This window comes from Arthrobacter psychrochitiniphilus, assembly GCF_003185915.1.
Taxonomy (GTDB): Bacteria; Actinomycetota; Actinomycetes; order Actinomycetales; family Micrococcaceae; genus Specibacter; species Specibacter psychrochitiniphilus.
In genome coordinates, this window is record NZ_QHLZ01000003.1 from 1 (window position 1) to 23,787 (window position 23,787).

The 23,787-nt window shown below is 58.6% G+C and carries 25 protein-coding genes and 1 pseudogene; 14 read left to right on the forward strand and 12 right to left on the reverse strand.

From position 1 onward, the window contains the following. Positions 1 to 433 precede the first annotated feature (433 nt). Entirely contained in the window at positions 434 to 1,210 is a 777-nt protein-coding gene (locus CVS29_RS05560; protein ID WP_110105369.1) for a hypothetical protein, read from the reverse strand. Between CVS29_RS05560 and CVS29_RS18370 the strand changes: the two genes are divergently transcribed. The 3 genes and pseudogenes from CVS29_RS18370 (at position 1,209) to CVS29_RS05570 (ending at position 3,266) form a co-directional block, all read left to right on the forward strand. Further along, positions 1,209 to 1,367 carry a hypothetical protein gene (locus tag CVS29_RS18370; protein ID WP_170120904.1) on the forward strand — a complete coding sequence of 53 codons (159 nt, stop codon included), beginning with the start codon at positions 1,209 to 1,211 and terminating at the stop codon, positions 1,365 to 1,367. The genes CVS29_RS05560 and CVS29_RS18370 overlap by 2 nt on opposite strands. Positions 1,368 to 1,527: 160 nt before the next feature. Beyond that, positions 1,528 to 1,920, forward strand: a complete 393-nt coding sequence (locus tag CVS29_RS05565; RefSeq protein WP_245932082.1) for a LexA family protein — start codon at positions 1,528 to 1,530, stop codon at positions 1,918 to 1,920. Between the two features lie 51 nt (positions 1,921 to 1,971). Further along, positions 1,972 to 3,266, forward strand: a pseudogene (locus CVS29_RS05570) (Y-family DNA polymerase). 735 nt (positions 3,267 to 4,001) lie between these two features. Here the strand turns inward: CVS29_RS05570 and CVS29_RS05575 are convergent. Next, positions 4,002 to 4,586, reverse strand: a complete 585-nt coding sequence (locus CVS29_RS05575; RefSeq protein ID WP_245932083.1) for a DNA-binding protein — start codon at positions 4,584 to 4,586, stop codon at positions 4,002 to 4,004. A gap of 168 nt (positions 4,587 to 4,754) precedes the next feature. Next, positions 4,755 to 4,919: a hypothetical protein gene (locus CVS29_RS18375; RefSeq protein ID WP_170120905.1), complete on the reverse strand. Its 165-nt coding sequence runs from the start codon at positions 4,917 to 4,919 to the stop codon at positions 4,755 to 4,757. A 291-nt stretch (positions 4,920 to 5,210) separates the two neighbouring features. On the opposite strand from CVS29_RS18375, the gene CVS29_RS05580 reads away from it, so the two are divergent. Then, positions 5,211 to 5,693, forward strand: coding sequence for an SRPBCC family protein (locus CVS29_RS05580; RefSeq protein WP_110105372.1), 483 nt, complete (start codon positions 5,211 to 5,213; stop codon positions 5,691 to 5,693). A 712-nt stretch (positions 5,694 to 6,405) separates the two neighbouring features. Then, positions 6,406 to 6,897 (forward strand): DoxX family protein, encoded by a 492-nt coding sequence (locus tag CVS29_RS05585; protein WP_110105373.1) that lies wholly within the window; start codon positions 6,406 to 6,408, stop codon positions 6,895 to 6,897. Between the two features lie 152 nt (positions 6,898 to 7,049). On the opposite strand, the gene CVS29_RS05590 is transcribed toward CVS29_RS05585, so the two are convergent. Together CVS29_RS05590 and CVS29_RS05595 are read right to left on the reverse strand one after the other, a co-directional pair. Further along, a complete protein-coding gene (locus tag CVS29_RS05590) occupies positions 7,050 to 7,427 on the reverse strand; it encodes a hypothetical protein (protein WP_110105374.1) in 378 nt (125 codons plus the stop codon). A 286-nt stretch (positions 7,428 to 7,713) separates the two neighbouring features. Then, a complete protein-coding gene (locus CVS29_RS05595; RefSeq protein WP_110105375.1) occupies positions 7,714 to 8,136 on the reverse strand; it encodes an Hsp20/alpha crystallin family protein in 423 nt (140 codons plus the stop codon). A gap of 168 nt (positions 8,137 to 8,304) precedes the next feature. Between CVS29_RS05595 and CVS29_RS05600 the strand changes: the two genes are divergently transcribed. Beyond that, on the forward strand, positions 8,305 to 8,586 hold the full coding sequence (locus CVS29_RS05600; RefSeq protein WP_245932084.1) for a MerR family transcriptional regulator: 282 nt from the start codon (positions 8,305 to 8,307) through the stop codon (positions 8,584 to 8,586). Positions 8,587 to 9,501: 915 nt separating this feature from the next. On the opposite strand, the gene CVS29_RS05605 is transcribed toward CVS29_RS05600, so the two are convergent. After that, a complete protein-coding gene (locus CVS29_RS05605) occupies positions 9,502 to 9,939 on the reverse strand; it encodes a PLD nuclease N-terminal domain-containing protein (protein WP_110105376.1) in 438 nt (145 codons plus the stop codon). An 82-nt stretch (positions 9,940 to 10,021) separates the two neighbouring features. Here CVS29_RS05605 and CVS29_RS05610 point away from each other — a divergent pair, with 82 nt between their 5' ends. Beyond that, entirely contained in the window at positions 10,022 to 10,366 is a 345-nt protein-coding gene (locus tag CVS29_RS05610) for a DUF4229 domain-containing protein (protein WP_110105377.1), read from the forward strand. 55 nt (positions 10,367 to 10,421) lie between these two features. Here CVS29_RS05610 and CVS29_RS05615 read toward each other — a convergent pair whose 3' ends face one another. The 3 genes from CVS29_RS05615 to CVS29_RS05625 form a co-directional block, all read right to left on the reverse strand. Beyond that, positions 10,422 to 11,300, reverse strand: a complete 879-nt coding sequence (locus CVS29_RS05615) for a 1,4-dihydroxy-2-naphthoate polyprenyltransferase (protein ID WP_110105378.1) — start codon at positions 11,298 to 11,300, stop codon at positions 10,422 to 10,424. Positions 11,301 to 11,373: 73 nt separating this feature from the next. Beyond that, a complete protein-coding gene (locus CVS29_RS05620; RefSeq protein WP_110105379.1) occupies positions 11,374 to 12,516 on the reverse strand; it encodes an AMP-binding protein in 1,143 nt (380 codons plus the stop codon). Between the two features lie 13 nt (positions 12,517 to 12,529). After that, positions 12,530 to 13,474, reverse strand: a complete 945-nt coding sequence (locus tag CVS29_RS05625; RefSeq protein ID WP_110105644.1) for a 1,4-dihydroxy-2-naphthoyl-CoA synthase — start codon at positions 13,472 to 13,474, stop codon at positions 12,530 to 12,532. Between the two features lie 362 nt (positions 13,475 to 13,836). Here CVS29_RS05625 and CVS29_RS05630 point away from each other — a divergent pair, with 362 nt between their 5' ends. From CVS29_RS05630 to CVS29_RS05645, 4 genes are all read left to right on the forward strand, one after another. Beyond that, complete coding sequence (locus CVS29_RS05630) at positions 13,837 to 15,333, forward strand: choice-of-anchor A family protein (RefSeq protein ID WP_170120906.1); 1,497 nt, start codon at positions 13,837 to 13,839, stop codon at positions 15,331 to 15,333. A gap of 485 nt (positions 15,334 to 15,818) precedes the next feature. Then, positions 15,819 to 16,427, forward strand: a complete 609-nt coding sequence (locus tag CVS29_RS05635; RefSeq protein WP_110105381.1) for a GNAT family N-acetyltransferase — start codon at positions 15,819 to 15,821, stop codon at positions 16,425 to 16,427. Continuing rightward, positions 16,424 to 17,110 (forward strand): tyrosine-protein phosphatase, encoded by a 687-nt coding sequence (locus CVS29_RS05640; RefSeq protein ID WP_245932085.1) that lies wholly within the window; start codon positions 16,424 to 16,426, stop codon positions 17,108 to 17,110. The genes CVS29_RS05635 and CVS29_RS05640 overlap by 4 nt, the downstream gene beginning before the upstream one ends. Positions 17,111 to 17,182: 72 nt before the next feature. Then, positions 17,183 to 17,857: a peptidylprolyl isomerase gene (locus tag CVS29_RS05645; RefSeq protein ID WP_245932086.1), complete on the forward strand. Its 675-nt coding sequence runs from the start codon at positions 17,183 to 17,185 to the stop codon at positions 17,855 to 17,857. 78 nt (positions 17,858 to 17,935) lie between these two features. Here the strand turns inward: CVS29_RS05645 and CVS29_RS05650 are convergent, their stop codons facing one another. Continuing rightward, positions 17,936 to 18,433, reverse strand: a complete 498-nt coding sequence (locus CVS29_RS05650; protein ID WP_170120907.1) for a GtrA family protein — start codon at positions 18,431 to 18,433, stop codon at positions 17,936 to 17,938. A gap of 367 nt (positions 18,434 to 18,800) precedes the next feature. Between CVS29_RS05650 and secA2 the strand changes: the two genes are divergently transcribed. Further along, positions 18,801 to 21,176, forward strand: a complete 2,376-nt coding sequence (secA2, locus tag CVS29_RS05655; RefSeq protein WP_170120908.1) for an accessory Sec system translocase SecA2 — start codon at positions 18,801 to 18,803, stop codon at positions 21,174 to 21,176. Positions 21,177 to 21,247: 71 nt separating this feature from the next. After that, complete coding sequence (locus CVS29_RS05660) at positions 21,248 to 21,814, forward strand: dihydrofolate reductase family protein (protein WP_110105384.1); 567 nt, start codon at positions 21,248 to 21,250, stop codon at positions 21,812 to 21,814. Positions 21,815 to 21,824: 10 nt separating this feature from the next. On the opposite strand, the gene CVS29_RS05665 is transcribed toward CVS29_RS05660, so the two are convergent. Beyond that, a complete protein-coding gene (locus CVS29_RS05665) occupies positions 21,825 to 22,583 on the reverse strand; it encodes a M50 family metallopeptidase (RefSeq protein WP_110105647.1) in 759 nt (252 codons plus the stop codon). Between the two features lie 76 nt (positions 22,584 to 22,659). Between CVS29_RS05665 and CVS29_RS18180 the strand changes: the two genes are divergently transcribed. After that, positions 22,660 to 23,010 (forward strand): hypothetical protein, encoded by a 351-nt coding sequence (locus CVS29_RS18180; RefSeq protein WP_146212997.1) that lies wholly within the window; start codon positions 22,660 to 22,662, stop codon positions 23,008 to 23,010. Here the strand turns inward: CVS29_RS18180 and CVS29_RS05670 are convergent. After that, positions 22,990 to 23,694: a hypothetical protein gene (locus tag CVS29_RS05670; RefSeq protein ID WP_110105385.1), complete on the reverse strand. Its 705-nt coding sequence runs from the start codon at positions 23,692 to 23,694 to the stop codon at positions 22,990 to 22,992. The genes CVS29_RS18180 and CVS29_RS05670 overlap by 21 nt on opposite strands. Positions 23,695 to 23,787: the final 93 nt, after the last annotated feature.

The following is a 23,787-nucleotide window of genomic DNA, read 5'->3' on the forward strand; positions in this document are numbered from 1 at the left end:
ATCCATCACAACAGGGCTACGGGCCACCTTCGTTCAAGGACACGAAACCAGATTTCACCACGAACCACGGAGAGCCGAAATGCCCCGAACCAATCAAGGTCCGGGGCATTTCTGTGTCCCACTCCTCGGCGGTGTCAAGCCGTCTTAGCAAAAACTGCCCTCGACTGTCTCGTAACCTAAGTGCCTCGTATCCCATGGGATACAAGACGCTACAACTCCAAGCCGGACGCCAAGGGCCTGTCGAGCAGGCACTGCGGGAGGGAATCGATCGGTCCAAAAGCTCGTTCCGCACGCACGTACGTGCCGGCACTTTCGGCATAACTATTGGTACACGCAAGTTACGCGGAATCCCTACATGTTTCACGACCGTCAGTGTCTCAGTGGGGGAGTGTCCCACTTCCTTGGAACTGGGACGAACCGCAAACCCCTAAAGCTAGTTTGGAGAACTAGCACCGACATTCTCAGAAATTTCAGCGAATTCCCCGTTCCCATAGAGCTTCCAGTTGATGCCGGATGAATCAGTGAACGTGACAAAGATCCGATCAGACAACCATTTTTTCGCCTGTGACTCGGGGCCGTAAGGCCAATTTTCCCCACGAAGGTGCCATTTGGCATCTACACCGCTTATCCCGACCGTGAGGTCGCCGAGATTGGCTGGTGGGGCCTCAACGACTCTGAACCCTTTCGGCACTTCTGGGAGAGTGAGCTTCACATGCTTGTATCGTCCGCCCCTAAGGATTCTGAGGGTGCATCCAACTAAAAGCTCTCTCTGATCGTCGTAAATGGCCTCGCTAGGTTTGATCGGGCGGCTCATAAAAACCTTGAGATGAACAGCGCTTACAGCCTGTTCTTTTATTCTTTGTGCCTCGAGCGCGGCCTTCTCCGCCTCGACGCCCTCAGCTATAGCCTTGGCCTCCTTGGCGGTGTTGTGCTGCTCCACGGTGACATCGACTGCAGCCCTTTGAACCTTCAATGCCGCAATCGCACCGACAAAACCCAAGAACGTCACAACCACACCCGCCCAGGACGCAACAGGACCCCACTCAGTTGCCATAGGTGCAGAATCACGCCTCAGCATGACCAACAAGACGACTATGGAGCAGAGCAGGAAGACGGAGACCAGCAACAGAATTTGTTCAAGACCTGTCCGTTTTGCCCAGATTTCAACAACAGCGTGCGCAAATTTTTTCACCACGTAAGTCTGCCCCATGACGGGGCATTCCGCCTTCATAAATGCGGAAAAGATCTTCGGAACCGTGGAACGTATTGAGGGCAGCGTCATTGAGCAAACAGAAATGGACGCAGCCGACTATCAGGCAGGTGTGGAAGTCATGCGCCGCAAGCCGAAGAGGGCTATCGGCTGTTGAGTCTAGGAGCCGAGCCCTAGGCAGAGAACCAATCTCTGTTCCTCCGTCATGGTCGTTGTCAGTGGGTGGGCCTACACTGGATTAGTAGAACTCTATTTCTAGTAGTTGGTGTGTCATGGCTCATTTATTGAATGTATGTTTAGTAGACTTCGCGCCCCCTGTGGCACACCCTTTGCTGGCCCCAGTGTTGGTTGCGGCGGGGTATCCGTCCCCTGCTCAGGACTACTTCGATGGGACCCTGAATCTCAATACTCATCTGATTAGGGATGTCACGAGCACTTTCGTGGTGAGGGTGTCGGGGGATTCCATGGAGGGCGCTGGCATCAGTGATGGCGATGAGTTGATCGTCAATCGGGCGCTCACGCCTCGGGATGGGTCTATCGTGATTGCGATCTTGGACGGCGAGCTGACCGTTAAGCGTCTTCTCCTGAAGGCCGGGGGAGTGGTCTTACATGCGGAGAACCCCAACTACCCGGATATTGAAGTTCCGGACGCTAATTCTCTGACGGTGTGGGGCGTCGCTGAAACGTGTTTACATGACCTGCGGAACTAGGGCGGTGCTTTGATGCGTATCCGCACCGCTGACCCCGCAAGTCTGGCCTTGATGCCTAGCAGTGACTATATTGCTCTTGTTGATGTGAACTCGTTCTATGCCAGCGCAGAACGGGCCTTCAATCCCTCTTTGGAGGGCATCCCCGTGGTCGTTTTGTCGAACAATGATGGTTGCGTGGTCACTCGCAGCGCCGAGGCAAAAGCGCTGGGCATCCCGATGGGGGAGCCGTGGTTCAAACTCAAACATCTTGCATCTGATGCAATTCCGCGCGGAAAGCGATTAGTGGCGCTTTCGAGTAACTATGAGTTGTACGGTGACCTGAGTTCCCGTGTGATGGAGTTGCTGGGTAGGTACAGTGCGTGGGTTGAGGTGTATTCCATTGACGAGGCGTTCTTGGGCGTCAACGGCACCCCTGTTCAGTTGCGCCAGCTGGGACGAACCATGAAGGACGCTGTTCGCCGGCACGTCGGCGTCCCGGTATGTGTTGGCATCGCTACAACGAAAGGCCTGGCGAAGCTGGCTAATAAGCTCGCCAAGCACAATCCAGACTTCGCCGGTGTCTGCCACTGGGAATCCATCCCCGAAGAGGTGCGGGATGGGTTGATGTCCAGGTTATCCGTGGTCGAGTTGTGGGGCGTGGCCACCCGCCTCACCAAACGGCTCAACGCCATGGGAATCCACACCATTCTGATTTGAAGAACTCTAGCGCGGCGATGATTCGTGACCGCTTCTCCGTGGTGTTGATGCGCACCGTTTTGGAGCTCCAAGGCACCCCCTGTATCCCCATGGAAGAGGAACGTGTAGGTAAAGATCAACTGATCTTCTCCCGCTCCTTCGCTACCCCCGTGACCACGGCCGCAGATATGGGCCAAGTCATGAGCGTGTACGCCCAACAAGCCAGCGCCCGCCTCGCCAAACACGGCCTCCAAGCAAAAGTTTTGACTGCTTTTGCCGGTACGTCCCACTTCAACCAGGACAACATCTCTTACCCTTCGGTGTGTGTGCCGTTGCCGATGCCCACCGCAGATCCCGTACTCCTCCACAAAGCCGCCAATAGCTTGTGTGAACGGATCTACGAGGGTGTGAAATACGTGCGTGCCGGGATCATGGTCACCGACCTGCGCCCCACCGGTAACCAGTCACCGCTGGAACTCTTCGAGAACCCCCATGAAGAACGCGGCATAGGCCAGTTGATGGAATCCGTCTCTAAGAAGTACGGACGCGGAAGTATCGGCCTGGGAAGTGCAGGTCTCCGAGGCGGACCGGATTGGTCTATGAAACGGGACATGCTCAGCCCCCGTTACACCACCCACTGGGACGAGCTATTGCTTGTCAAAGCCTCATAAATGGTGCGGGGCGGGCAAGGGATGCATTCAGATGCACTCGACTTGCCCGCCCCATAGGGTGAGTTGCTGTGGTCCTCTCAAGCTGTCGAGGACCACCTACTACTGATACTGCTGGTGTTGCCTTGGCCGTCTCAAGCTGTCGACGTCCAAGTACTGCTGGTGTTACTGGTACTGCGGTAGTGCTTGTGTTGCTGTGTCCGTCTCCTACTGCTTGACGGCCTGGTACTGCGGTAATGCTGTGGTCCTCTCAAGCTGTCGAGGACCACCTACTACTGATATTGCTGGTGTTGCCTTGGCTGTCTCAAGCTGTCGACGTCCAAGTACTGCTGGTGTTACTGGTACTGCGGTAGTGCTGTGGTCGTTTCAAAGTGTTTGACGACCGGGTATTACTGCAACGGTGCTTCCCCTTTGACAATCAACTACAGCTACTTTCAGCGGGGGAACTTCCGTTCTCTTTTTCTTACGAGAAAAAATATAACCACTCTCTGGAATCTCGTCAAGTCGATTTTTTTGGGTGGTCTGAGTTTGCCCGCTATTCGCGATTGGCTCGGGGGCCGGGATACTGTCAGGCAGTGTGGGAACCTAGCGCCGGGCCGCTTCGCCCTTGAACTTCCCGCGAGTGCTAACTGGCTACCTGATAAGGCATCGTGCTCAGAGGTTGGACGCGGCCGCTGCCCCGGCCACAACGGCCAGATTCCCTCCATCAGCCGTGGACAGTGGCGGCTTCGGCGTGGCTTATTTCTTCGTTTGGTTGCTTGCTGGTTCTATCCGCGCGATGAGTGCGTTCTGTGTGTGTTGCAGGGTTTCGATGGTGGCGCGGGCCTCGGCGACTTGGCTTTTCAGTGCCCCGATTTCCTCTGTATGCTTTCGATCCGCGAGGGCTAGTTGTTCCCTGGCCTCGGCGGCCGCGGTGGCGTTGTCACGGGCTGCTTGGTTGCTTTCTTCGGCTTGAGTCTGCAGTTCTTTGAGGGCTTCTTGGTGGGTGCGGGTTGCGGTGTCGAGGTCGGCGGCGAGTTCGTTGATTTCCCGGTCCTTGTGGGTTTTCTCCTCTCGCCAAGCTTTTTCAATGATGGCGTGCTCTGCTGTGGCGGTGTGGAGCGCTTCGGCCCAAACCGTGCCGGCCAAGTGCAGGGCCTGCTCAGTAATGGTCGCCGGGGTGGCTGCGATCTTAGATCCAGCGCTATCACGCTCAGTCCGCCATTCCTTCAAAAACCGGGTTGCGTCGGCGTTAGACACCCCGGCGGCTTCGCGCACGGTGGCGACCGTGGGGTTGCGCTCGGCGCTGATCTGCTCGGCGGCGGTGTAAACGCGATCTTTCACTGATTGTTCAGCTACGGGAGACCTCCTGTCTAGTAATCGTTGTAGTAGTCCTACTACGATTACTACTATTTTGAGCTTGCTCCAACACATCAATTTCAGGATCCGTCGTCCGTTGCCCGTGTTAGTGGTGGTGACGTGGTGAGGGGATTGTTAGTACCTCGGGAACGGCTACTTGGTGTCGTTGCTGGACATGGTCAAGGCAGTGACTCCGGTTAGGAGCACCTTGTGGGCGGCCGGCGTGTCTTGGAATGACTGCACTGACATCAGCGCATCATTGACCACGCCGGAATCTATAAGGGAGAGCACCCAGAAGCCGGGCAGTGCGGTAGCCATCACCGCTTTGGACCAAACTGCAGCGGGCCACTTCAGCTGCCTCTTCAGGGACCATCGCAGTGCGGTATACGAGCAATCAGTTGCTGGTGCCCTTGCGAACAGCCTTATTCATTAGCGGATTTCGTTGTGCCATTTTTAAGGTCCGCGAGGCTAGATGAAACGGCTAGGTGATCCCGATATGGCTCTGAGTAAAGTCTTGGGCGGTCATTCCTCTACCTGTAATCAGAATCTTGTAAGCGCGGGGACCCCGGGGACTTGTCATCCCTACACGGACTGCTACATGCTGGAGTAATGACTGATAACGAAGGAAAAATTACTGTTGCCCGCCTGTTCGATGCCCCGGCGAAGGAGATCTTCAAAGTACTGAGCAACCCTGCCAACCACGCAGAGCTCGATGGCTCTGGCATGGTGCAATCAGACGAGAAAACGGACAGAATCACCGCTGTGGGGCAGATCTTTACCATGAACATGTATCTGGATAAGCTGGGCGGTAACTATCAGACCGACAACTATGTGGTCGGATATGACGTAAACAAGCTTCTTGCCTGGAAAACAGCGAGTTCCGGAGAGGAACCCACTGGCTGGCAATGGGTGTGGGAGCTGGAGGCCGAGTCACCGTCATCCACCAGAGTCTCCCTTACCTATGATTGGAGCCAAGTTACGGACAAGTCTGTACTTGCACAGGTATCTTTTCCCTTGGTCCAGGCGCAACAGTTGGAGGGTTCGCTGGTAAAGCTGGCCGAAATGGTGGCCGGGCCACACCACACAGACTAACTACGGCAGCTGTTGCCTCATCCCACCGCACCAGAGAGCTAAGGCTAACTCCAACGGTGAGACCTAGCGACTATGCCCGGTCGGTGCTCAGCAGTCAGGCGGGATTTCCGAGGAAGAGATACACGTTTACTGACGCTGGTGGAAGTGAGAACACCACCTCCACCAGCGTGGGTGCGTTGCATCTACAACGTCACAACTTAGCAAGTAACGATAGAACGCGATATATCGCCTGCCTTAGATAATCATTATTATCGGGGGATCAGCACTCAGAACTTTAAGCTTCTTTGTTGTTGTCATGAATTTTGGTGACAAGCGCAAGCCGGAAAGCACGGTGAATTCTCTATGGTCAGGGATCTGTGAGATATGACGGTTCCACTGCGGGCAATGGAGGGTTGTGCTGAGACCTTCTGAAATTCCGTGCTTAGCACCTCTGAAAATCAGATGAGAGAACACCACTCCTGATATTCTTGCGTTCGTCTTGGGAAAATGACACACGTAGATGTTGGCGTTCTGCGATGTCCGCGGCTGAGTGGAAACCGCAGTCGGTGTCTCATAACCTAGTTGTCTCGAAACCCATAGGTTTAGAGGCAACTAGGTTATGAGACACCGCGCCCCTGAAGAGTATGAGCAAAGCTACTATGCTCATGAAATCAGCTCGTGATCCTACGACGCGCACCACAAAACCACGGCATGATTCTTGGGAAGGTTCACAATGACTGATCACGGCAAGTCATTCCTGGCACGACTCGTCGCGCCGTCGGGACGCACATCCACGCCACGCACGATCGTTCGTCTAGTACTGGGTGCAATTCTTGCGTTCGCCGGCGTCAGCCATCTGACAGTAGCCCGCGAGGAATTCCAGGCGCAGGTCCCGAAGTTCGTGTCCCTTGATGCCGACCTGGTCGTCGTAGCTTCCGGCATTGTCGAGATCACCCTTGGTGCGGCGCTGATGTTGCTCGCGCGTCGGCGCGTCCCTGTGGGGTGGGTGGTGGCACTGTTCTTTATCGCCGTCTTCCCCGGGAACATCGCCCAGTGGCTGCATGCGCGCGACGGCTTTGGGCTCGACACCGACTCCAAGCGTCTGGTGCGACTCTTCTTCCAGCCAGCGCTCATCGCGGTGACCTTGTGGTCAACCGGCGCTTGGAAAGACCGGCCCCGGGTTTCCTCAACGCACTCCGTCACTGCTCAGGACGACCGAAAGTAGCCGCGGAGGCATTCTTTGGGTCTGATCAAGGTTTAGTTGACATCTAACTTGTGACTTTCGGCCGATACCGTCATTCTTAGCACGCACCTGACCGTCCGCCCAATGGTTCTTTGCAGCGGATTAGCTGCTGAAGCCGGCCTGAGGGCGTGGCTTTAGAAGTCGTGGTCGTCGGGTCCGTAGATGAAGGCTTTTGCGTACTCGACTGCTTTTTTGAACGCCTGGTTGCGGAGGGTGATGTGCTGGGTTGTTTGGGATTCCAGATAGTCGATGCTGCCGGGGCGCAGTAGCCATATATCTCCTCCCGGTGGCAGATAGAAGGTAGCGAAGGAGCGGTTGCTTTCATCGCCAGCCCAGACTGGGACTACGGCTACTGCCGCTCCGGTGTCCACATTGATCCATTGCGCTCTTGGTAGGGGTTGTTCGTGTAATTCAGGGTCAAGAAAGGGAGCTGTGCCTTTGCCCCAACGTTGTTCAAAACGTTCGTTGAAGGCTGGTAATAAGGGAGAATCGTAACGACGCCATGCGCTCATCTAACTGCACCTCCTGGTGGCTGGTTCCCACTGCTGCAATCTTTTCGAATCCCTAACGCAACGCCTGTAGCCTCCGGATCAATATGGAGTGGTCTGTGTAGAGATGAGAAGCTTCTTTCATACCATTTCACTGCCTTAGGCCGTGAGGGAAAGCCCCCTATGCAAGGGTGATGGCTTCCTTGCGGGAATAGCTGTGAGTGGCGGTCCCCGGCCCTATGTCCGGGGACCGCCACTGTCTCTACCCTGCCGCCCCCCTCAGAACAGGAGCTGCCTGGTTTTTGGAAGGTTAGGCATTGATGGCTTCGTACTCCTTTTCGTTGGTGGTGATGGAGATTTTGCGTGGTTTGGCTCTCTCGGCAACGGGAATGCGGAGGGTCAGCACGCCACTGTCATAGCTGGCTTGGATTTGCTCCGTATCCAGATTTTCACCGAGGACCAGTTGCCGGCTAAACACCCCGCGTGGCCGTTCGGATGCCAGCATTTCCAGTTTCCCGTCCAAGGCTGGCCGTTCAGCCCTGACCGTCACGACATTGCGTTCTACATCTAGGTTGATCGAGTCCGGGCTCACCCCGGGTAGATCAAACTCAACTTCGAAGGTGTCCCCATCACGCCAAGCATCCATGGGCATGGCTGCGGGCCTGTTAGCTGTGCCCAGAACCTGCTGGGCAATCCGGTCGAGTTCCCGGAAAGGATCTGTACGCATCAACATGGTTAGTCACTCCTTGTCAGTGTCACACTATTTTTCTGTAACTACCCCGCTTCGATCTGTGTTGGCGGGTATAGAATTTTTATAACATGACTGACACGCTGATGCAAGATAACTTTTAGTAGAACCTGATGGATCATTGAGCTGAACCATTGAAAGGGAGTGACGAAAGTGGCAGAACATCCACGGGCCCGCGGGGTGTACGCTATCTCCGTCGCAGCTGAGATTGTGGGGATGGGCCAACAAAACCTGAGGCTCTATGAGCGCAAAGGGCTCCTAGAGCCGGGCCGCACCGATGGGGGAACACGAAGATACAGTGAAGATGACCTCACCCGGCTGCACCGGATAGCCGAACTGCTCGCACTAGGACTGAACCTCTCCGGAATCCGCTTGGTTCTCGCCTTGGAAACCGAGAACGCACTCCTCAAGGCCAAGTTGTCCCACCGCACCTAAAGCACGCCATCCCCGATTCGGGATGGGCGCGCAATTCAGAAAAGATTAGTAGCCTTGAGTCCGCAGTTTCGGTGACTAAACCCTGCAGTTCTGACTCAGCAAAGGAGCCAGTGGCAGGCACAAAGATGGTCCTGAATCATCCCCAACATATGACCTGACTCAGACGGACAAAAATTAGACTTGACGAGACTTCAAAGAGTGGTTATATTTTTTCTCGTAAGAACAAGAGAACGGAAGTTCCCCCGTTCAAAGTAGTTGTATTTGGTTGTCGAGGGGGAAGCACCGTTGCAGTAATCAGTGGTCCTTATCAGATGGAGAAGACCGCAGCAGTACCAGTAATGCCGGGCCGTCAAGCAGAAGGAGGCGGATATAGCAATACAAGATATAGCAATACAAGTAGTGCCAGTAGTACCAGCAGTAAGTGGTCCTCGACAGCTTGAGAAGACCACAGCAAGAGCAGTATCAGTAATACCGGGCCGTCAAGCAGGAGGAGACGGATATAGCAATACAAGATATAGCAAGACAAGTAGTGCCAGTAATACCAGCAGTAAGTGGTCCTCGACAGCTTGAGAAGACCATGGCAGTGCCATCATTAGGTGGTTGTTGACAGCTTGAGACAACCACAGCAGTACCAGTAATACCGGGCCGTCAAGCAGGAGGAGACGGATGTAGTAAGACAAGTAGTGCCAGTAATACCAGCAGTAAGTGGTCCTCGACAGCTTGAGAAGACCACAGTAATTAACCCTATGGGGCGGGCAAGAGATGCATGCGTGTGCATCTCTTGCCCGCCCCTCTTCATTGTGACTCTGAAGTGCTTTCTACCCTGGCGGGAATTCACGCGCTGTAAACCGGAGCTGGCCTTACCGCGAGGCACCCTCCGGAGAGCGTTTTCTTCACACAGGAAGTGCGGGGAAGCTACTTCTTCGTTTCGTCGTTGGGGTGCTCTTCGCGGAGCTTGGCCTCACGGGCCTCCAACTCTGCCTTGAGCTTGCGAAGCCTCTCTGCCTCAAGCATCTGGGCCCTGTTCACCGCAAGGTTGCGCAGGAACTCGGGATCGTCGTCGGGCGCGGAGGAACGCTGATGGTTACCGGAAGAGGCCGGGCTGCGTTGGCCGCTCGAGGACGGTCCAAACTTGGTGGCGGCACCCGAAGAAGCACCCGAAGACGCAGAGGCGTATTGTGGGCGGCCGAACAGGAACCACAGCCCCACACCAATGACGTTCAAGAAGATGATCACCAGTACCCATGCAGGCTTGGGGATGCTGCGTACGTCACTGGGTTCACTGCGAAGGCAGTCAATGAGTCCGTACACAAACAGGACAACACCTAAAGTCAATGGAATGATATAGCGCATACTTCATTCTAGCGTTGTGCGAAAAATCGGGCTCGGCAATGACGTAGGGCAGATGCCCAGCTTCAGCGGCTAAACTGAGAACGTGGCTTTCATCAAATACTCCCTGATCCGCGGCGTGCTCTTCTTGGCATTCTTCCTCATCGCCTACATGGCGCTGAACTTCACCCCGCTCACCGCAGCCCTCATTGCGGCCCTGTGTGCGTTTGTGGTCAGCTTCTTCTTCCTACGCAAGCAGCGTGACGGGGCCACTGCTATTGTTGCCAAAACCTTCGCCCCCAACGCCACCACCAGCCAGTCGGCCGGTGCCATGGCGGACGCTGACGCCGAGGATGCACTCATCGACGAAAACCCGGACATCTGGATTGACGCCGACCGCAAATCAGGCACAGCCACCTTGGACAAGCCCGCAGGCGCCGAACCCGCCTGAGCTGCTCGCCTAACGGCCCGCCCGGCTCAGCAGTTACGGAGCAGGGGCCGAGCAATTACAGCGCGGTCAGCATCATAGCCGCGGCGAACAACACGCTGAATCCAAGATTGATCAGCCCCGTTTGTTGCAGGACAGGAATAAGGCTCTTGCGCTTCTTGCCCTTGAGCATCAACCAACTGGGCATCAGCATGAACGGCAGCAGCAGCAGCACCAGCAAAATCCACGGCTTGGCTGGCACCAGAATCATCATGAGCACCAGCGGCAACACCAGCATCACCACATAGCTGAGCCGCGCGTTCTTATCGCCCAGCCGCACGGCCAGAGTCCGCTTGCCCACCTCCGTGTCAGTGGGAATGTCACGGACATTGTTGGCCATCAAAAGTGCGACGGCGATCAGTCCAGTGCCGATTGAGCCCAACACTGCCGCCGTGCTCACCTGCCCGGCCTGGGTGAAGGTGGTACCCAACGTTGCCACAGGGCCAAAGAAGATGAACACAAAAACATCTCCCAACCCCATATAGCCGTAGGGGTTCTTGCCGCCGGTGTACCCCCACGCAGCCAGAACCGCGCCGGCGCCCACCAGCAACAGCCACCACGCTTGGGACAACAACACCAGGGCCAACCCGGCAACCATGGCCAGTCCCAGCGCCGCAAACGCCGCCATCTTCACATGCGACGCCTTCGCAACCCCACTGCCCACCAGGCGCAACGGACCTACCCGGACCTCGTCCGTGCCGCGGATGCCATCGGAATAATCATTGGCGTAGTTCACCCCGATCTGCAGCAACAACGCCACCAGGGCGGCCAAGACGGCGCGCCCCCAGTGCAGAGCACCCAAATCGTAGGCTGCGCCAGTACCGATGATGACGGGGGCAATTGCCATGGGAAGGGTCCTCAGCCGGGCCCCGGCAATCCATTGACCCACAGTGGCCACAGCGTTACTCCTTATATAGATAAAAAAGTCAGCGGGCCAGAGAGCCCTACGTTAATTCTGCCTCTTTCCGCGCTCAGGCGGAGCGGGAGGCTTCGGTCAGTGCCGCCAAAATGGCGCGTCTGTCAGGTTTTCCCGTGGCTAGCAAGGGCAGTTCGGAGACTAACACCACAGTCTTGGGCACTAAATGTGGCTCCAAAACAGCTGCCGCACCCTGTAATAGTTCAGACTCGGAGCAGGAGGCAACCACCATGGCGGCTACCTGCTGTCCCCATTCAAGGGAATCTACGGGCACCACAAACGCTTCGCGCACGCCCTGCACCCGGTGCAGCCCATTGGTGACAGCAGCCGCGGAAACCTTCAGCCCACCGGTGATGATGACATCGTCAACACGGCCCAGAACACGCAGCCGTCCCTGGTCATCCAACTCGCCCAGGTCTCCGCTTGCATACCAACGCACCATCTCGCCGTGGTGCTCTTCCTCGAAGAAGGATGCTTCGGTGAGGGCCGAATTTCCCAGGTATCCGGAAGCCACCACGTCCCCGCCAAGCAGCACCCGGCCATCGCGGATGGTGAGGTGCACGCCGTCGAGCGGGACGCCGTCGTATACGGCCCCGCCGCAGGTCTCAGACATGCCGTAGGTGGTCACAACCTTCAGCCCGGCACCGCGTGCGGCCTCAAGCAGCACCGGGTTGATAGGCCCGCCGCCGAGCAGGATCGCGTTGAAACGGCGCAACACGGTCAGGGTTTCGGCGCTGGGATTTCTCAACAGGCGGCTGAGCTGCGTGGGCACCAGCGAGGTGAAACGCATCTTGTCCGTCAGTTCCAAGGCGGCTTCAGTGAACGCCTCAGGGGTGAATCCGGCGCTCAAATCCATGGCCCAAGGGCGGGTTCCGGCGAACAGGCTGCGCACCAAAACCTGCAGCCCGGCCACATAATTCATGGGCAACGCCAACAGCCATTGCCCCTCACCCGAGAGCGCCATCGCCGTTCCCACGCTTGAGGCGGCCAGCGCATCCACACTGAGCAGGGTGCGCTTGGGGGTGCCTGTGCTCCCGGAGGTCAGTACGACGGCGGCAATCTCGGTATCGCTGCCGGCGGGCAGTCCCAGCTCGGCTTGCGGGATGAGGGCGAAGCTGCCATCGGGGGAAATCTGGACCGCGGGGCCCTCGCCAGCGAGTGCGTCTGAGAGTGCTTTGAGCAGGGGTTCAATGTTCATCAGGAGGTGTTTCCTAGAAGTAGTAGGGGAAGGAAGACCAGTCGGGATCGCGCTTTTCCAAGAACGCTTCCTTGCCCTCCACTGCCTCGTCCGTCATATAGGCCAGGCGGGTGGCTTCCCCAGCGAAGACCTGCTGGCCGGCCAGGCCGTCGTCGGCCAGATTGAAGGCGAATTTGAGCATGCGGATGGCTTGCGGGGACTGACGGGCAATATCAGCCGCGTATTCCAACGCCACGTTTTCCAAGTCTTGATGGGCCACGGCTTCATTGACGGCGCCCATGGACACCATGTCCTCGGCGGAGTACTCGCGGGCCATGAAGAAGATCTCGCGGGCCTTCTTTTGCCCGATCTGGCGGGCCAGCAGGGCGGAGCCGTAACCGGCGTCGAAGGAGCCCACGGTGGCGTCCGTCTGCTTGAACTTGCCGTGCTCGCGGGAGGCGATGGTCAAATCCGAGACCACGTGGAGGGAGTGCCCGCCACCAGCCGCCCAGCCATTGACCACGGCAATGACCACCTTGGGCATGGTGCGCATGAGCCGCTGCACTTCAAGGATGTGCAGGCGCCCGGCGCGGGCGGGGTCAATGGTCTCCTTGGTTTCACCCTCTGCGTACTTGTAGCCGTCGCGGCCGCGGATGCGCTGATCGCCGCCGGAGCAGAAGGAGTGGCCGCCGTCCTTGGGGGAGGGGCCGTTGCCGGTCAGCAGCACGGTGGCCACGTCAGGGGTCATGCGGGCGTGGTCCATGGCCCGGTACAGCTCATCGACTGTGGCCGGGCGGAATGCATTGCGCACCTCTGGCCGGTCAAAGGCGATGCGGACTGTGGGAAGGTCACGGACAATGGCGCCATCGGAGTCCCTTTCCACTTGCCGGTGGTAGGTCATATCAGTGAAGTCGAAGCCTTCCACCACGCGCCACCGGGTGGGATCGAAGATGTCAGATACCTGGGGAGGAAGATTCATTGCATTCACGCTAACGATCTTAGCTGGGAGGGGTGCGTGATGGGGCGCGTCACAATGTGACGGAATGTGTCGATAAGTAAAGTTGATGGATTTTCAAAAAAGCTGTCAGCGGGTGACGTGCGCGCTACTGGCCAAATAGCTAGTTTAGCGAATGTTGCTTGCCCGAATGGTCAGGGTGGGCCATTATCAATCAATATCGAACAAGTTCAATCCTCCCTGCTTGACGTTGTTTCAGCCCGAACGCTCAGCGATCTGCGGGAGAAGATGGACTGAGGTGCGCTTCATGGTCCTTTTGGATAGTTTCAAATATGTTACCCACGAGTACGGGGTGTCATGGTTGCAAACAATTGGGGTTGAGAATTTTGAAAAAAAGTAGTTCGAGTTCCGTCAGGGGCTCAGCCATTCTGGCCGCGTCCGCATTGGCGGCAGCGTTGACTGTGGGCGGATTCTTGGCAGTGATTCCCACGGCAAATGCTGACGGCGGGTTTGCCTGCCCGGAGAACATGCCCGGGCTGGGCAACGGTGCGGTGGAAGGGTTTGACAACAACACCAATATTTTTGTTGGCGGCAACTTCACGGTGTCTGAGAAGGCAGCTGAAGCTGAAGGGCTCGTTGTGGTCATGGGAGATGCCTCTTTTAATAAGGCTGATGCGAGCCGGTACAACATTGGGGTTGTTGGAGTTGGCTCGCAGATTAGACCTACACCCGGCGCGGATATGCTGCTGGTGGGCGGGGATGCAAGCAGCAACGGGACCACCCTTGACGTTGGATTCGGCACGGACCAAGGCGGGGCCGTACGTATTGCGGGTGCCAACAAAGTCCCGGCCGGGAAACTGGTCACAAATGGTGGCGAGTTGTCCGTTCCGGATGCCTCCGCAGTTTCTAGCCACACGGATTTCAGTGCTTTATTGAAAGAGCGCTCAGAGGCGTTCTCCGCCCTGCCTGACACCGGCACGGCCGCACTGGATGCTTGGTCCGCTGTGTTGACGGGCGATGGCGTCTCATCCCCTCAAGTCTTTACTGTGGATGGCAGCAAGCTGGGCACCGCCGCAATCAACCTCTCTCTGCAGTTCAAGGACATCCCTGCCAACACACGTGTTGTTGTCAACGTGACGGGCGTACCTACCGCTGGACTCTTCTTCAATGCCTTGTTGGATGATGCTGGCTCTGTCATGAGCACTAACGCCACAGCGCCGGAGGAGTCTCCGTTTGGTGCCATTGCGGCGCGGCTGGTGTGGAACTTCGAGGGGGCGGCCAATGTGAGTGTTGGCGGTTCGGCACAAATTCCGGGCAGCATCTTGGTGCCCTCCTCAGGAGGGACTACTGAGGTCTCTGCGTCCGGAACGAACGGACGGATCTTCGTAGCGGGGAACTTGAATCACCGTGGAGTTGGATCTGAGATGCACGCTTTCCCGTTGCTCGGAGACGATGACTTCGGCTGCCAAGTAGACGTGCGCCCGACCCCGTCTCCGGCTACTACGCCTGCGACCACGCCGGCTACTACGCCTGCGACGACGCCGGCTACTACGCCTGCGACGACGCCGGCTACGACGCCTGCGACGACGCCGGCTACGACGCCTGCGACGACGCCGGCTACGACGCCTGCGACGACCCCGGCTACGACGCCTGCGACGACCCCGGCTACGACGCCTGCGACGACCCCGGCTACGACGCCTGGCCTGCGACGACCCCGGCTACGACGCCTGCGACGACCCCGGCTACGACGCCTGCGACGACCCCGGCTACGACGCCTGCGACGACCCCGGCTACGACGCCTGCTAGTACACCCGCGACGACCCCGGCTACGACGCCTGCGACCACGCCGGCTGGCGAGGATGATCTGGCTCATACGGGTCTGAGTTCCACGAGCTCGGTCATATTCATCGGCGCCGCATTGATGCTGCTTGCGCTGGGCGCGTTCTCAGTACTCTCGGTCCGCCGTCGTCACTAGTTTCATAGGGCTCGGCATCTAAGAGTTGTAGAACAAAGGCCGGACAGCGGTTACACCGCTGTCCAGCCTTTGTTGTATCTAGCTTTCAGCCGATGCAGAATTCATTGCCCTCGGGATTGGCCATGGTGAACTAGGGTTGCGGCCTTTGGTAGGCCTTCCCCCAAAATGCGCTGACCCAACGCCCACACATGAACGCCTCATCGGAGGGTTCCACCTCTGCCAGCTCATGGTTTCAGACCACCAAGCGGCCCGCGTGTGCGGATTCGCCGTGCCGCGAAAAAATATGCGCTGCGCTGGGCTGGGTGGCTGGGCGGCGCATCAACCAATATGCGCCCGGTTCATCAGTGTGAGGTACGCATAAGTTCAGGGCACGGCATCGGCTAGGGTTTTCCCATGACCGAGATTGCCCCAGTTACCCTCCAGGGTAAGTACGTAACGCTTGAGCCGCTGAGTCTGGAACATCATGAGGGTTTGGTGGCTGCTGCCTCAGACGGGGAGTTGTGGAACCTTTGGTACACCTCCGTTCCGAGGCCAGAGGCAATGAGCCAGGAGATTCAGCGGCGTCTTGCCCTCCAAGAGGTCGGCTCCATGCTGCCGTTCACCATAAGACTCAACGATCCGGAGACGGGAGAGCCTGGGCAGGTCATCGGCATGACTACCTACATGAACATTGACGCAGGCGTGCCTCGCTTGGAGATTGGCTCCACGTGGAATGCCGCGAGCGTGCAAGGTAGCGGCACCAACCCAGACGCCAAGCGGCTGCTTCTAGGGCACGCCTTTGAAAGTCTGGGCTGTGTGGCCGTTGAATTCCGCACGCACTGGATGAACATGCAATCACGCGGAGCCATTGCCCGGCTCGGCGCCAAACAGGACGGCGTGCTGCGCGCGCACATCCGCATGGCTGATGGCTCGTTGCGGGACACAGCGGTCTTCTCCATTCTGGCTGCCGAATGGCCGCAAGTGCGCAACGGCCTTGACTACCGATTGGCCAAAAAGCGGTGACTGGGCCGCAGTGGGAGGGGGCCGTCAATGCGCATCTGCTTGCAGGCGATATTTACCGGATGGGACGCAGCGAGTGGCTCACCGAACGTGGCTGGAGAGAACTGTACACTGACGGCGTCCGTACCGTCATTGACCTGCGCAACTCTGGCGAGCGTAAGCACAGGCCCAGCGACCCGGTGGTGAGTGAGGCCGCCAAGGCGGGGTTCAACGTGGTCCATTCACCCACGGAGGACCCTGAGCATCCACGTTATCGGGACCACTTCCATCCTTATATGAACCACCCACGGCTCTATGCAGACATGCTGGAGATGTTTCCGGAACGGGTGGCGGCCGTGTTCAAGGAATTAGCTGCGGCAAAGGGCAAGGTGGTGATTCATTGCTCGGCCGGGCGGGATAGGACCGGGCTCATTGCCACGTTGCTATTGATGTTATTGGGGCAGGCGGAGTTGGCGGTTGCGGAGGACGAACGGGCCACACGGGGTATTAATGAGTGGCATTTGGTGGCCCCCGTGAAACATCCCTATGAACGGCATCTGGAGGCGGGAGAGCTCTCCGCGGTGGTGCAGGGGCGCGGGCAGGCTGTGGAGAATTTTGTTGAGGGAGTGAATGTTCGGGCGTTCCTTCTGGCCAATGGTGTCACTGCGGTGGAGATTGAGGCTGTGATTGCCCGCAGCCGCCGGTAGCGCTGTGGCGGGGGAGGGCTGGCAGGGAACATCTGGCGGGCGAGGGTCTGGATGTCTCCTAGACTGATCCGCATGCACAATCCCACATTGAAGAAGACTGCCAGTGCCAATTCTAAAAAGATGGTGGCGCTGATTGCCGCACTGGTGGTGGTGATAGTGGGCATTGTTTGGGCGGTGCTGGTGCTGATACCTGAAACGGATTCCAGTGGAGATCCAGACGCGGTGGCAGCCCCTGATGCTAGCAAGGCGCAGAGCCGTGAATGGACTGGAACCATGGAGTTCAACGGTGAAACCATGGATGTGACACTCTTTGGCGATAAGGCGCCGGCCGCGGTGGCCTCATTTCTTCACTTGGCCGAGACGGACTTCTTTTCCGGTACCACCTGCCACCGACTGACCACGGGCGGCTTCGATATTTTGCAGTGCGGTGACCCCACCGCCACAGGCGCCGGTGGGCCTGGCTACGAGTTTGGCCCCATTGAAAACGCGCCCTCAGACAATGTGTATCAACGCGGCACCCTCGCCATGGCGCGAACCAGCTCACCGAACAGTCACGGTAGTCAGTTCTTCATTGTCTACGGGGACACCAGCATTGGCCGGGACGCCGCCGGGGGATACACGGTATTTGGTGAAGTGAACGGCGGCTTAGATGCTGTGGAAAAAGTAGCTGACCAGGGAACATCAAATGGTCAGCAAGACGGGCCGCCCGCAGCCCCCGCCGTGTTGGGGACCATGCGTTTCGAGTAGGAGGGGCTGGCAGGCTCGGTGCTCAGTGTCTGGTGGTGCTAGCGGCCCAGTGCCAGGTGTCATATAGCGCTGGTGGTGTCAGCGCTGACCTGCCCCGACCAGAGCCGGACCTGATCCGCTCGGGACGGGTTGGAGCGTCTCGCCGAGCTCTTCGTTGAACACGAAGTACCTGTAGGCCAGGAAGCGGAAAATGGTGGCCAGAACCAGGCCCACCACGCCGCCGGCAATGAAGTCTGCCGTGAAGGTGGTGTATCCCAGAACATAGCGGGAGATGACCTGGCAGGCCAGCACAATGCCAAGGCCTAGCCCGTTCATCAGCAGAAATAGTGCAAATTCTTTCCATACCCGCTCGGAACGGCGGTGGCGGAAAGTCCAGTACCGGCTGGCGAACCAGGCGAACAAGGTGGCGATGATGGTAGAGACCACGCGGGCCTTGATGGTGCCATCTGACATGGGGCCGTGCCACAGCAACGTGTAGATCCCGTTGTCTATAAACCAGCCCAGACCGCCCACTGCGCCAAACTTAAGCACCTCGCGCCACAGCAGGGCAATGAGGTTGGACATTTTCGTAATCAAGCGAGGTCCTTCCGGCGATTCGGGAGTTCCGGCGCCGCCCTCGCCGCCAGTGTTATGCATCACAATTTAGCATTGAGACTGCAAAAAGTCGCCCCCGCAGCCCAACTGAGTGGCAAATGATCCTTTTGTGACGCAGCGCACTAACGGTAGGGCGCTGTGCGTGTGCGTGTCTGAGGTAATGGGGAGAGGTGGGGGCCAGAAACAGAGGAGTAGGCTGTGGCTGCCTTCGCAAAAGTACTGAGCGCAACCGGGCAAACGCCGCGGCACTGAACTTTCGCTGTTGCCGGAACCGCCGGTGAAACTACAGCCGGGGAGGGTACGTTGGTAGGAGCACCGGCTGGACCGGTTCCCAGAGACTCGAGGTATTTTGCGCCTGCCTAACAAGTTCAAGAACTGGCTCTTCAACGCCCCAGGGGTTGTAGACACCAGCGGCCTCGGTGGCGTTGTCAGCAAAGCCGTCCAACGTGCTGCTAGCCGTGGCGCCGCGCCCGAGCAGATCGAGGCGCTGCTGCAGAAGCTTCGTTCCGCCGCCCCCTCTGGGAGCAGTTCCGCCGCCTCCTCTGGGAGCAGTCCCGCGGCTTCATGGAGCAATCAGGAACTCGAGGACTATTTATTTGCTGCCTCAGTGACAGCAACCAGGGCCCTAGGCATGACACCCTTTGACACCCAGCTGCTGGCCGCCGCCAACATGCTGCGCGGCACCGTGGTGGAGATGGACACTGGAGAAGGTAAAACTCTGGTGGGTGCGCTGGTGGCTGGAGCCCATGCCCTGTGCGGGCGCCACGTTCATGTTCTGACCGTCAACGACTACCTTGCCCGGCGAGACGCCGCGTGGATGGGCCCGTTCTTTGCGCGTCTAGGTGTCACGGCGGCCGCGGTGACCGAGGGTATGGAGTCGGAGGACCGCCGCCGCGCCCATGCATCCGACATTGTCTATGTCTCCGTCAATGAGCTTGGCTTCGATGTGCTGCGGGACCGCACGTGCACCGAGCCGGAACAAGCCATGGTGCAGCCCTTCGAGGTGTGCATTGTGGATGAAATTGATTCGGTCCTGGTGGATGAGGCAACGCTTCCGCTGGTCCTGGCCGGCCGGGCACGCAGTGAATTGCAGTCCGTTGACGTGGCGGACTTCGTCAAAACGCTCCACGCAGGCCGCGACTACACCGTTGAATCCGACAAGCGGAACGTGTCCCTGACGGACGCCGGGCTAGCCAAAGTGGAGGTGAGGTGGCCCGGCGTCGAACTTTATTCCAGTGAAGGCACGCCGCTGTTTTCCTCCATCAACACGGCCCTGCACGCCGAGGTTTTGTTGCAGCGCGACGTTGACTACATTGTCCGTGACGGCAAAGCCGAGATTGTCTCCGATTCTCGCGGCCGGGTTGCAGCGTTGCAGCGTTGGCCGGACGGTTTGCAGGCCGCCGTGGAAACGAAGGAGGGCCTGAACGCGACGGAGCAGGGCGAGGTACTGGACCAACTGCTGGTGCGGGACCTCATTAAGTCGTTCAAGTCCGTGACGGGTATGAGCGGCACGGCCGTGGCGGTTTCGGAGTACCTGCGCACGCACTATGAGCTGGATGCTGGCCGGATCGAATCCCACAAGTCGTGCATCCGCCAGGACCTGCCTGAGAAGATTTATGCCACCGCCGGGCAGCGCGATGCCGCCGTCATTCAGGCGGTCCAGGACGCCCATGCCACCGGCCAGCCCGTTCTGGTGGGCACCCACAACGTGGCCACTTCGGAGCGGTTTGCCACACTTTTTCAGGCCGCCGGCATCGACTGTCAGGTCCTGAATGCTCGCAATGACAGCGCGGAGGCGCAGGTAATCGCCCAGGCCGGGCGGCGTGGCACCGTCACGGTCTCGACCCAGATGGCCGGTCGCGGCACGGACATTCTGCTCGGTGGATCGCCGGCGGACCCGGCGGCGCACAAGGAGGTCGCGGCGCTGGGCGGCCTGTTGGTGGTCATCGTGGGCCGGTTCTACTCGCCGCGGTTGGACTCCCAGCTGCGGGGCCGGGCCGGGCGGCAGGGTGATCCCGGCGCCAGTATTATCTTCTCCAGCATGGAGGATCCCGCCGCCAATGGTGAGGAGGCGCACGGTCTAGAACTCACGGATGCTGTTGCCCAAGACTTGGACGACGCCGGACTGGTCACCAAGGCGGGCGTGTCCACGTTGTTGGACCGGGCGCAGCGGCTCGCGGAACAGGAACGCTTCACCACGCAGCAAAACTCGTGGAAGTACAACGAGTTGATCGCCTACCAGCGCAGGGTGGTGCTGGCCGAACGGGACCGTTTCCTGCGCACCCCGGGAGCGGCACTGGATGCGTTGGATGCCATTGCCGAAGGCCCCCGGCTGGATGAACTCCTCAAAGCCGTGGGGGAGGAGGAGCTGGCCCGCGTGTGCAAGGCCGTAATGCTCTTTGTGCTGGACGGGATGTGGAGCGATCACTTGGCCCAGTTGTCTGAGCAGCGGGCCGCGATCCACTTGCGGGCGCTGGGGCGGCAGAACCCGTTGGATGAATTCCGGCGCGAAACCATCAGAGTCTTTGAGGGCTTCCTCGACGACGCCCGAGCAGAAGCCCTCACCACTGTTGAAGAGCTGGACGTGGTGGACGGGCACGTGGACTTAGACGCGGCCGGAGTGCGCAGCGGCTCCACCACCTGGACGTATGTGGTGGATGAGAACCCCTTCGGCAACCCGGGAGACCAAGCCATTAAGTGGTTGTTGAAAAAGTTGGGAAAATAGCTTCCATCCAACGCCGTGACCCGTGAATACTTGAGAAAAACACAGTCACGTTCCGGCAGGAGACCCGCGCCATGGCCAAGCTCATTTACGCCACATTAACGTCACTGGACGGCTACCTCGAGGACCGCGAAGGCAGTTTCACGTGGGCCATGCCAGATGAGGAGGTCCATGGCTATGTCAATGAGTTAGAACGAGGCATTGGCACCTACCTTTACGGGCGCCGCCTCTACGAAACCATGAAGGTGTGGGAGCAGATCTACCACCAGCCGGAACAAAATTCCGTGATGCAAGAATACGCCGAAATCTGGCACGGAACGGACAAAGTTGTTTTCTCCGCAACGCTTGAAAGCGTGAATACGGAACGGACCCGCCTGGAGCGCACCTTTGATCCGGAGGCCATCCGCACGCTCAAGGCCGGCTCGTCCATGGACATCTCCGTAGGCGGAGCTAACCTTGCCGCCCACGCATTGCGGGCGGGGCTGGTTGATGAGATCCACATGTTCCTCTCACCCATTGTTGTTGGAGGGGGCAAAGCCATGCTGCCGCCTAATTACGCAACCCGGCTGGAACTGCTGGGCCAGCGCGCCTTTGGCAACGGCGTCGTGCATCTCCACTACACAGTCTCCAGTGCCGGGTGACTGCGCGCGGCTAGCGGGCCAGCATTCCCCACACCAGCCATGCCGAGACCGCGGCGGACCCTGCAATCACCGCCGCAAATCCACTGAGCCAAATGAACGACGGCGCGCCTGTCGCCTGAGCCAGAAGGTAGGCATCGGAGCTGGCAAGCTGAGTGCGGCGGCGCGTATGGACGGCTGCCACCTTAAAGAAGTCGCGCACGGAGCCCACGCCCAGGGCTATTCCCAGTACCAAAACAGCCCAGCTGACAGTCCGCGCATCCGCGAACATGACAAGGGTTTGGGCTATGCCAGCACTCAGTAACGCCACTACAATCCCCGTGAAATTGCGCAAAAACAACAACGCCACCAACAGGATCAGGGCGCCGATGGAGGCTGCAGCACCGGCCCAGCCAGCAGAAACAGACCAAACCAGTGCCAGCCCAACTACTGCCGGGGCCGGATAACCCCAGAAACCTGACCAGGTGGCACTGAAACCGCGCCGTCCGCTGCTCACCAGCTGGCCGGAATGGTCCAGTCCAATCTTGAGCCCGTGCACCACGCGCCCCGTCATGAGTGCTGCAAAGGCGTGGCCAAGCTCGTGCACAAACGTCACATAGAGCCCAAACCAGCGCCACGTTACCCGCGGGATACTCACAATGACGGCAACGGCCACAATGCCGAGCAGGATTCCGGCAGGGACACTTAAAGGATCCGTGCGGGTGAAGCCTGCCAGTACCGCGTTCCACCAAGTGGACGCGGCATTTGTGATCTGTTGCGCTGCGTTGTTCATTCCTGAAGAGTAGAGCATCCAGTGCGGTCTCTTGGCACCCAGACCTCCTGCGGTGGTGCTCTGGCGAGGTGCGTCTTTGCCCCCTGAACAGGACTACGGGGATAAGCTGGCAGGCGTGAGTCACATCCCGAAAGCAACGCGCCGTTTTGAAATGACCCTCAGCAAGCCGAAGCTGGGCTGGTATCCCAGGCCCACGGTGGTGGTCAGTGGAGACGCTCAACCCGCCCAGTGGGGTACCCGGAATTGGAAAGTCCCTGAGGCACAGGAGCTCACAGTCACAGTGTTCTTATTCAACCGGTTGTGGAAGTACGGAGAAGCGAGCTTTGTTCTGCGCCCTGGAGCTGACGGACCCTTTTACTACCGGGCACCGTGGTTGCCGTTCGGCCAGGGGCGGATCAACAACGCATCAGCTGCTCTTAGGAATTGAGCCCCAACGGCCCCAGCCGTACAACGCCAGGAGTCCTTGCGCCAAGAATAGGAAGATCAGCACCGAACCACCGGCGGAGAGCGTTGTGCCCACAATTCCGGTCAGCGAGGCCGCCGCAATCAAGAACCAGCCCCATCGGGACCGCTGTGCCAGGCCCAGCAGTCCCGCTGGCAGCAAACCAAACAAGAATCCGTTCAACGCCAGGATGCCCAGCACTCCAACGGGTGGCGTGCTGGCTGAAAATCTGAGGAAAATACTCAAGGTGGCTAGCAGCGATACGCCCGTATAGAGGATCGCCACGAGTAGCGGGAACAACAGATCCGAGGTTGCAAAGCGCCGCAACGTGAAGTCTCGGATCATTGAGTTAGCCGGCGGAAATTTTTGGAACATGAGGAGGCCGTAAACTCCCACACCCGCAGTCAACACCAGGGTAATAACAAGGCTGATCAAAGTCAGAGCCAGTACCACTGTAGAACCACCTGCGGAGCTCACATTGTTGATCAAAGCTGCTGCGCTTGCGCAGATGAAACCTGCCGCAACCAGCCACCAACCCAGCTGGTTCCGCCGGCCCAGAAGCGCCAAAGCAGCACACATCACGGCCACGCTCAGCACGTTCAAGGACACCACTATCACGCTGAGGGTTCCGGACGTACGGCAAAAAAGCAGATCGCTCATTCCATCCATGCCTCCACTCTAAAGGGGGCACTGAACTTTGCTTACTTCTGGCAAATAGCGGGGTGATTCGTGCCGCAATTTGCCTCAGAAGTCACTGGAGAG

Bases quoted from the DNA above. Each gene is read 5' to 3' on its own strand.
- CVS29_RS05560 (WP_110105369.1), bottom strand. From the start codon at position 1,210: ATGGGGCAGACTTACGTGGTGAAAAAATTTGCGCACGCTGTTGTTGAA.
- CVS29_RS18370 (WP_170120904.1), top strand. From the start codon at position 1,209: ATGACGGGGCATTCCGCCTTCATAAATGCGGAAAAGATCTTCGGAACC.
- CVS29_RS05620 (WP_110105379.1), bottom strand. From the start codon at position 12,516: ATGAACATTGAACCCCTGCTCAAAGCACTCTCAGACGCACTCGCTGGC.
- CVS29_RS05595 (WP_110105375.1), bottom strand. From the start codon at position 8,136: ATGTTGATGCGTACAGATCCTTTCCGGGAACTCGACCGGATTGCCCAG.
- CVS29_RS18375 (WP_170120905.1), bottom strand. From the start codon at position 4,919: ATGGCTACCGCACTGCCCGGCTTCTGGGTGCTCTCCCTTATAGATTCC.
- CVS29_RS05625 (WP_110105644.1), bottom strand. From the start codon at position 13,474: ATGAATCTTCCTCCCCAGGTATCTGACATCTTCGATCCCACCCGGTGG.
- CVS29_RS05605 (WP_110105376.1), bottom strand. From the start codon at position 9,939: ATGCGCTATATCATTCCATTGACTTTAGGTGTTGTCCTGTTTGTGTAC.
- CVS29_RS05665 (WP_110105647.1), bottom strand. From the start codon at position 22,583: ATGAACAACGCAGCGCAACAGATCACAAATGCCGCGTCCACTTGGTGG.
- CVS29_RS05645 (WP_245932086.1), top strand. From the start codon at position 17,183: ATGCACAATCCCACATTGAAGAAGACTGCCAGTGCCAATTCTAAAAAG.
- CVS29_RS05635 (WP_110105381.1), top strand. From the start codon at position 15,819: ATGACCGAGATTGCCCCAGTTACCCTCCAGGGTAAGTACGTAACGCTT.
- CVS29_RS05590 (WP_110105374.1), bottom strand. From the start codon at position 7,427: ATGAGCGCATGGCGTCGTTACGATTCTCCCTTATTACCAGCCTTCAAC.
- CVS29_RS05670 (WP_110105385.1), bottom strand. From the start codon at position 23,694: ATGGATGGAATGAGCGATCTGCTTTTTTGCCGTACGTCCGGAACCCTC.
- CVS29_RS05660 (WP_110105384.1), top strand. From the start codon at position 21,248: ATGGCCAAGCTCATTTACGCCACATTAACGTCACTGGACGGCTACCTC.
- CVS29_RS05585 (WP_110105373.1), top strand. From the start codon at position 6,406: ATGACTGATCACGGCAAGTCATTCCTGGCACGACTCGTCGCGCCGTCG.
- CVS29_RS05580 (WP_110105372.1), top strand. From the start codon at position 5,211: ATGACTGATAACGAAGGAAAAATTACTGTTGCCCGCCTGTTCGATGCC.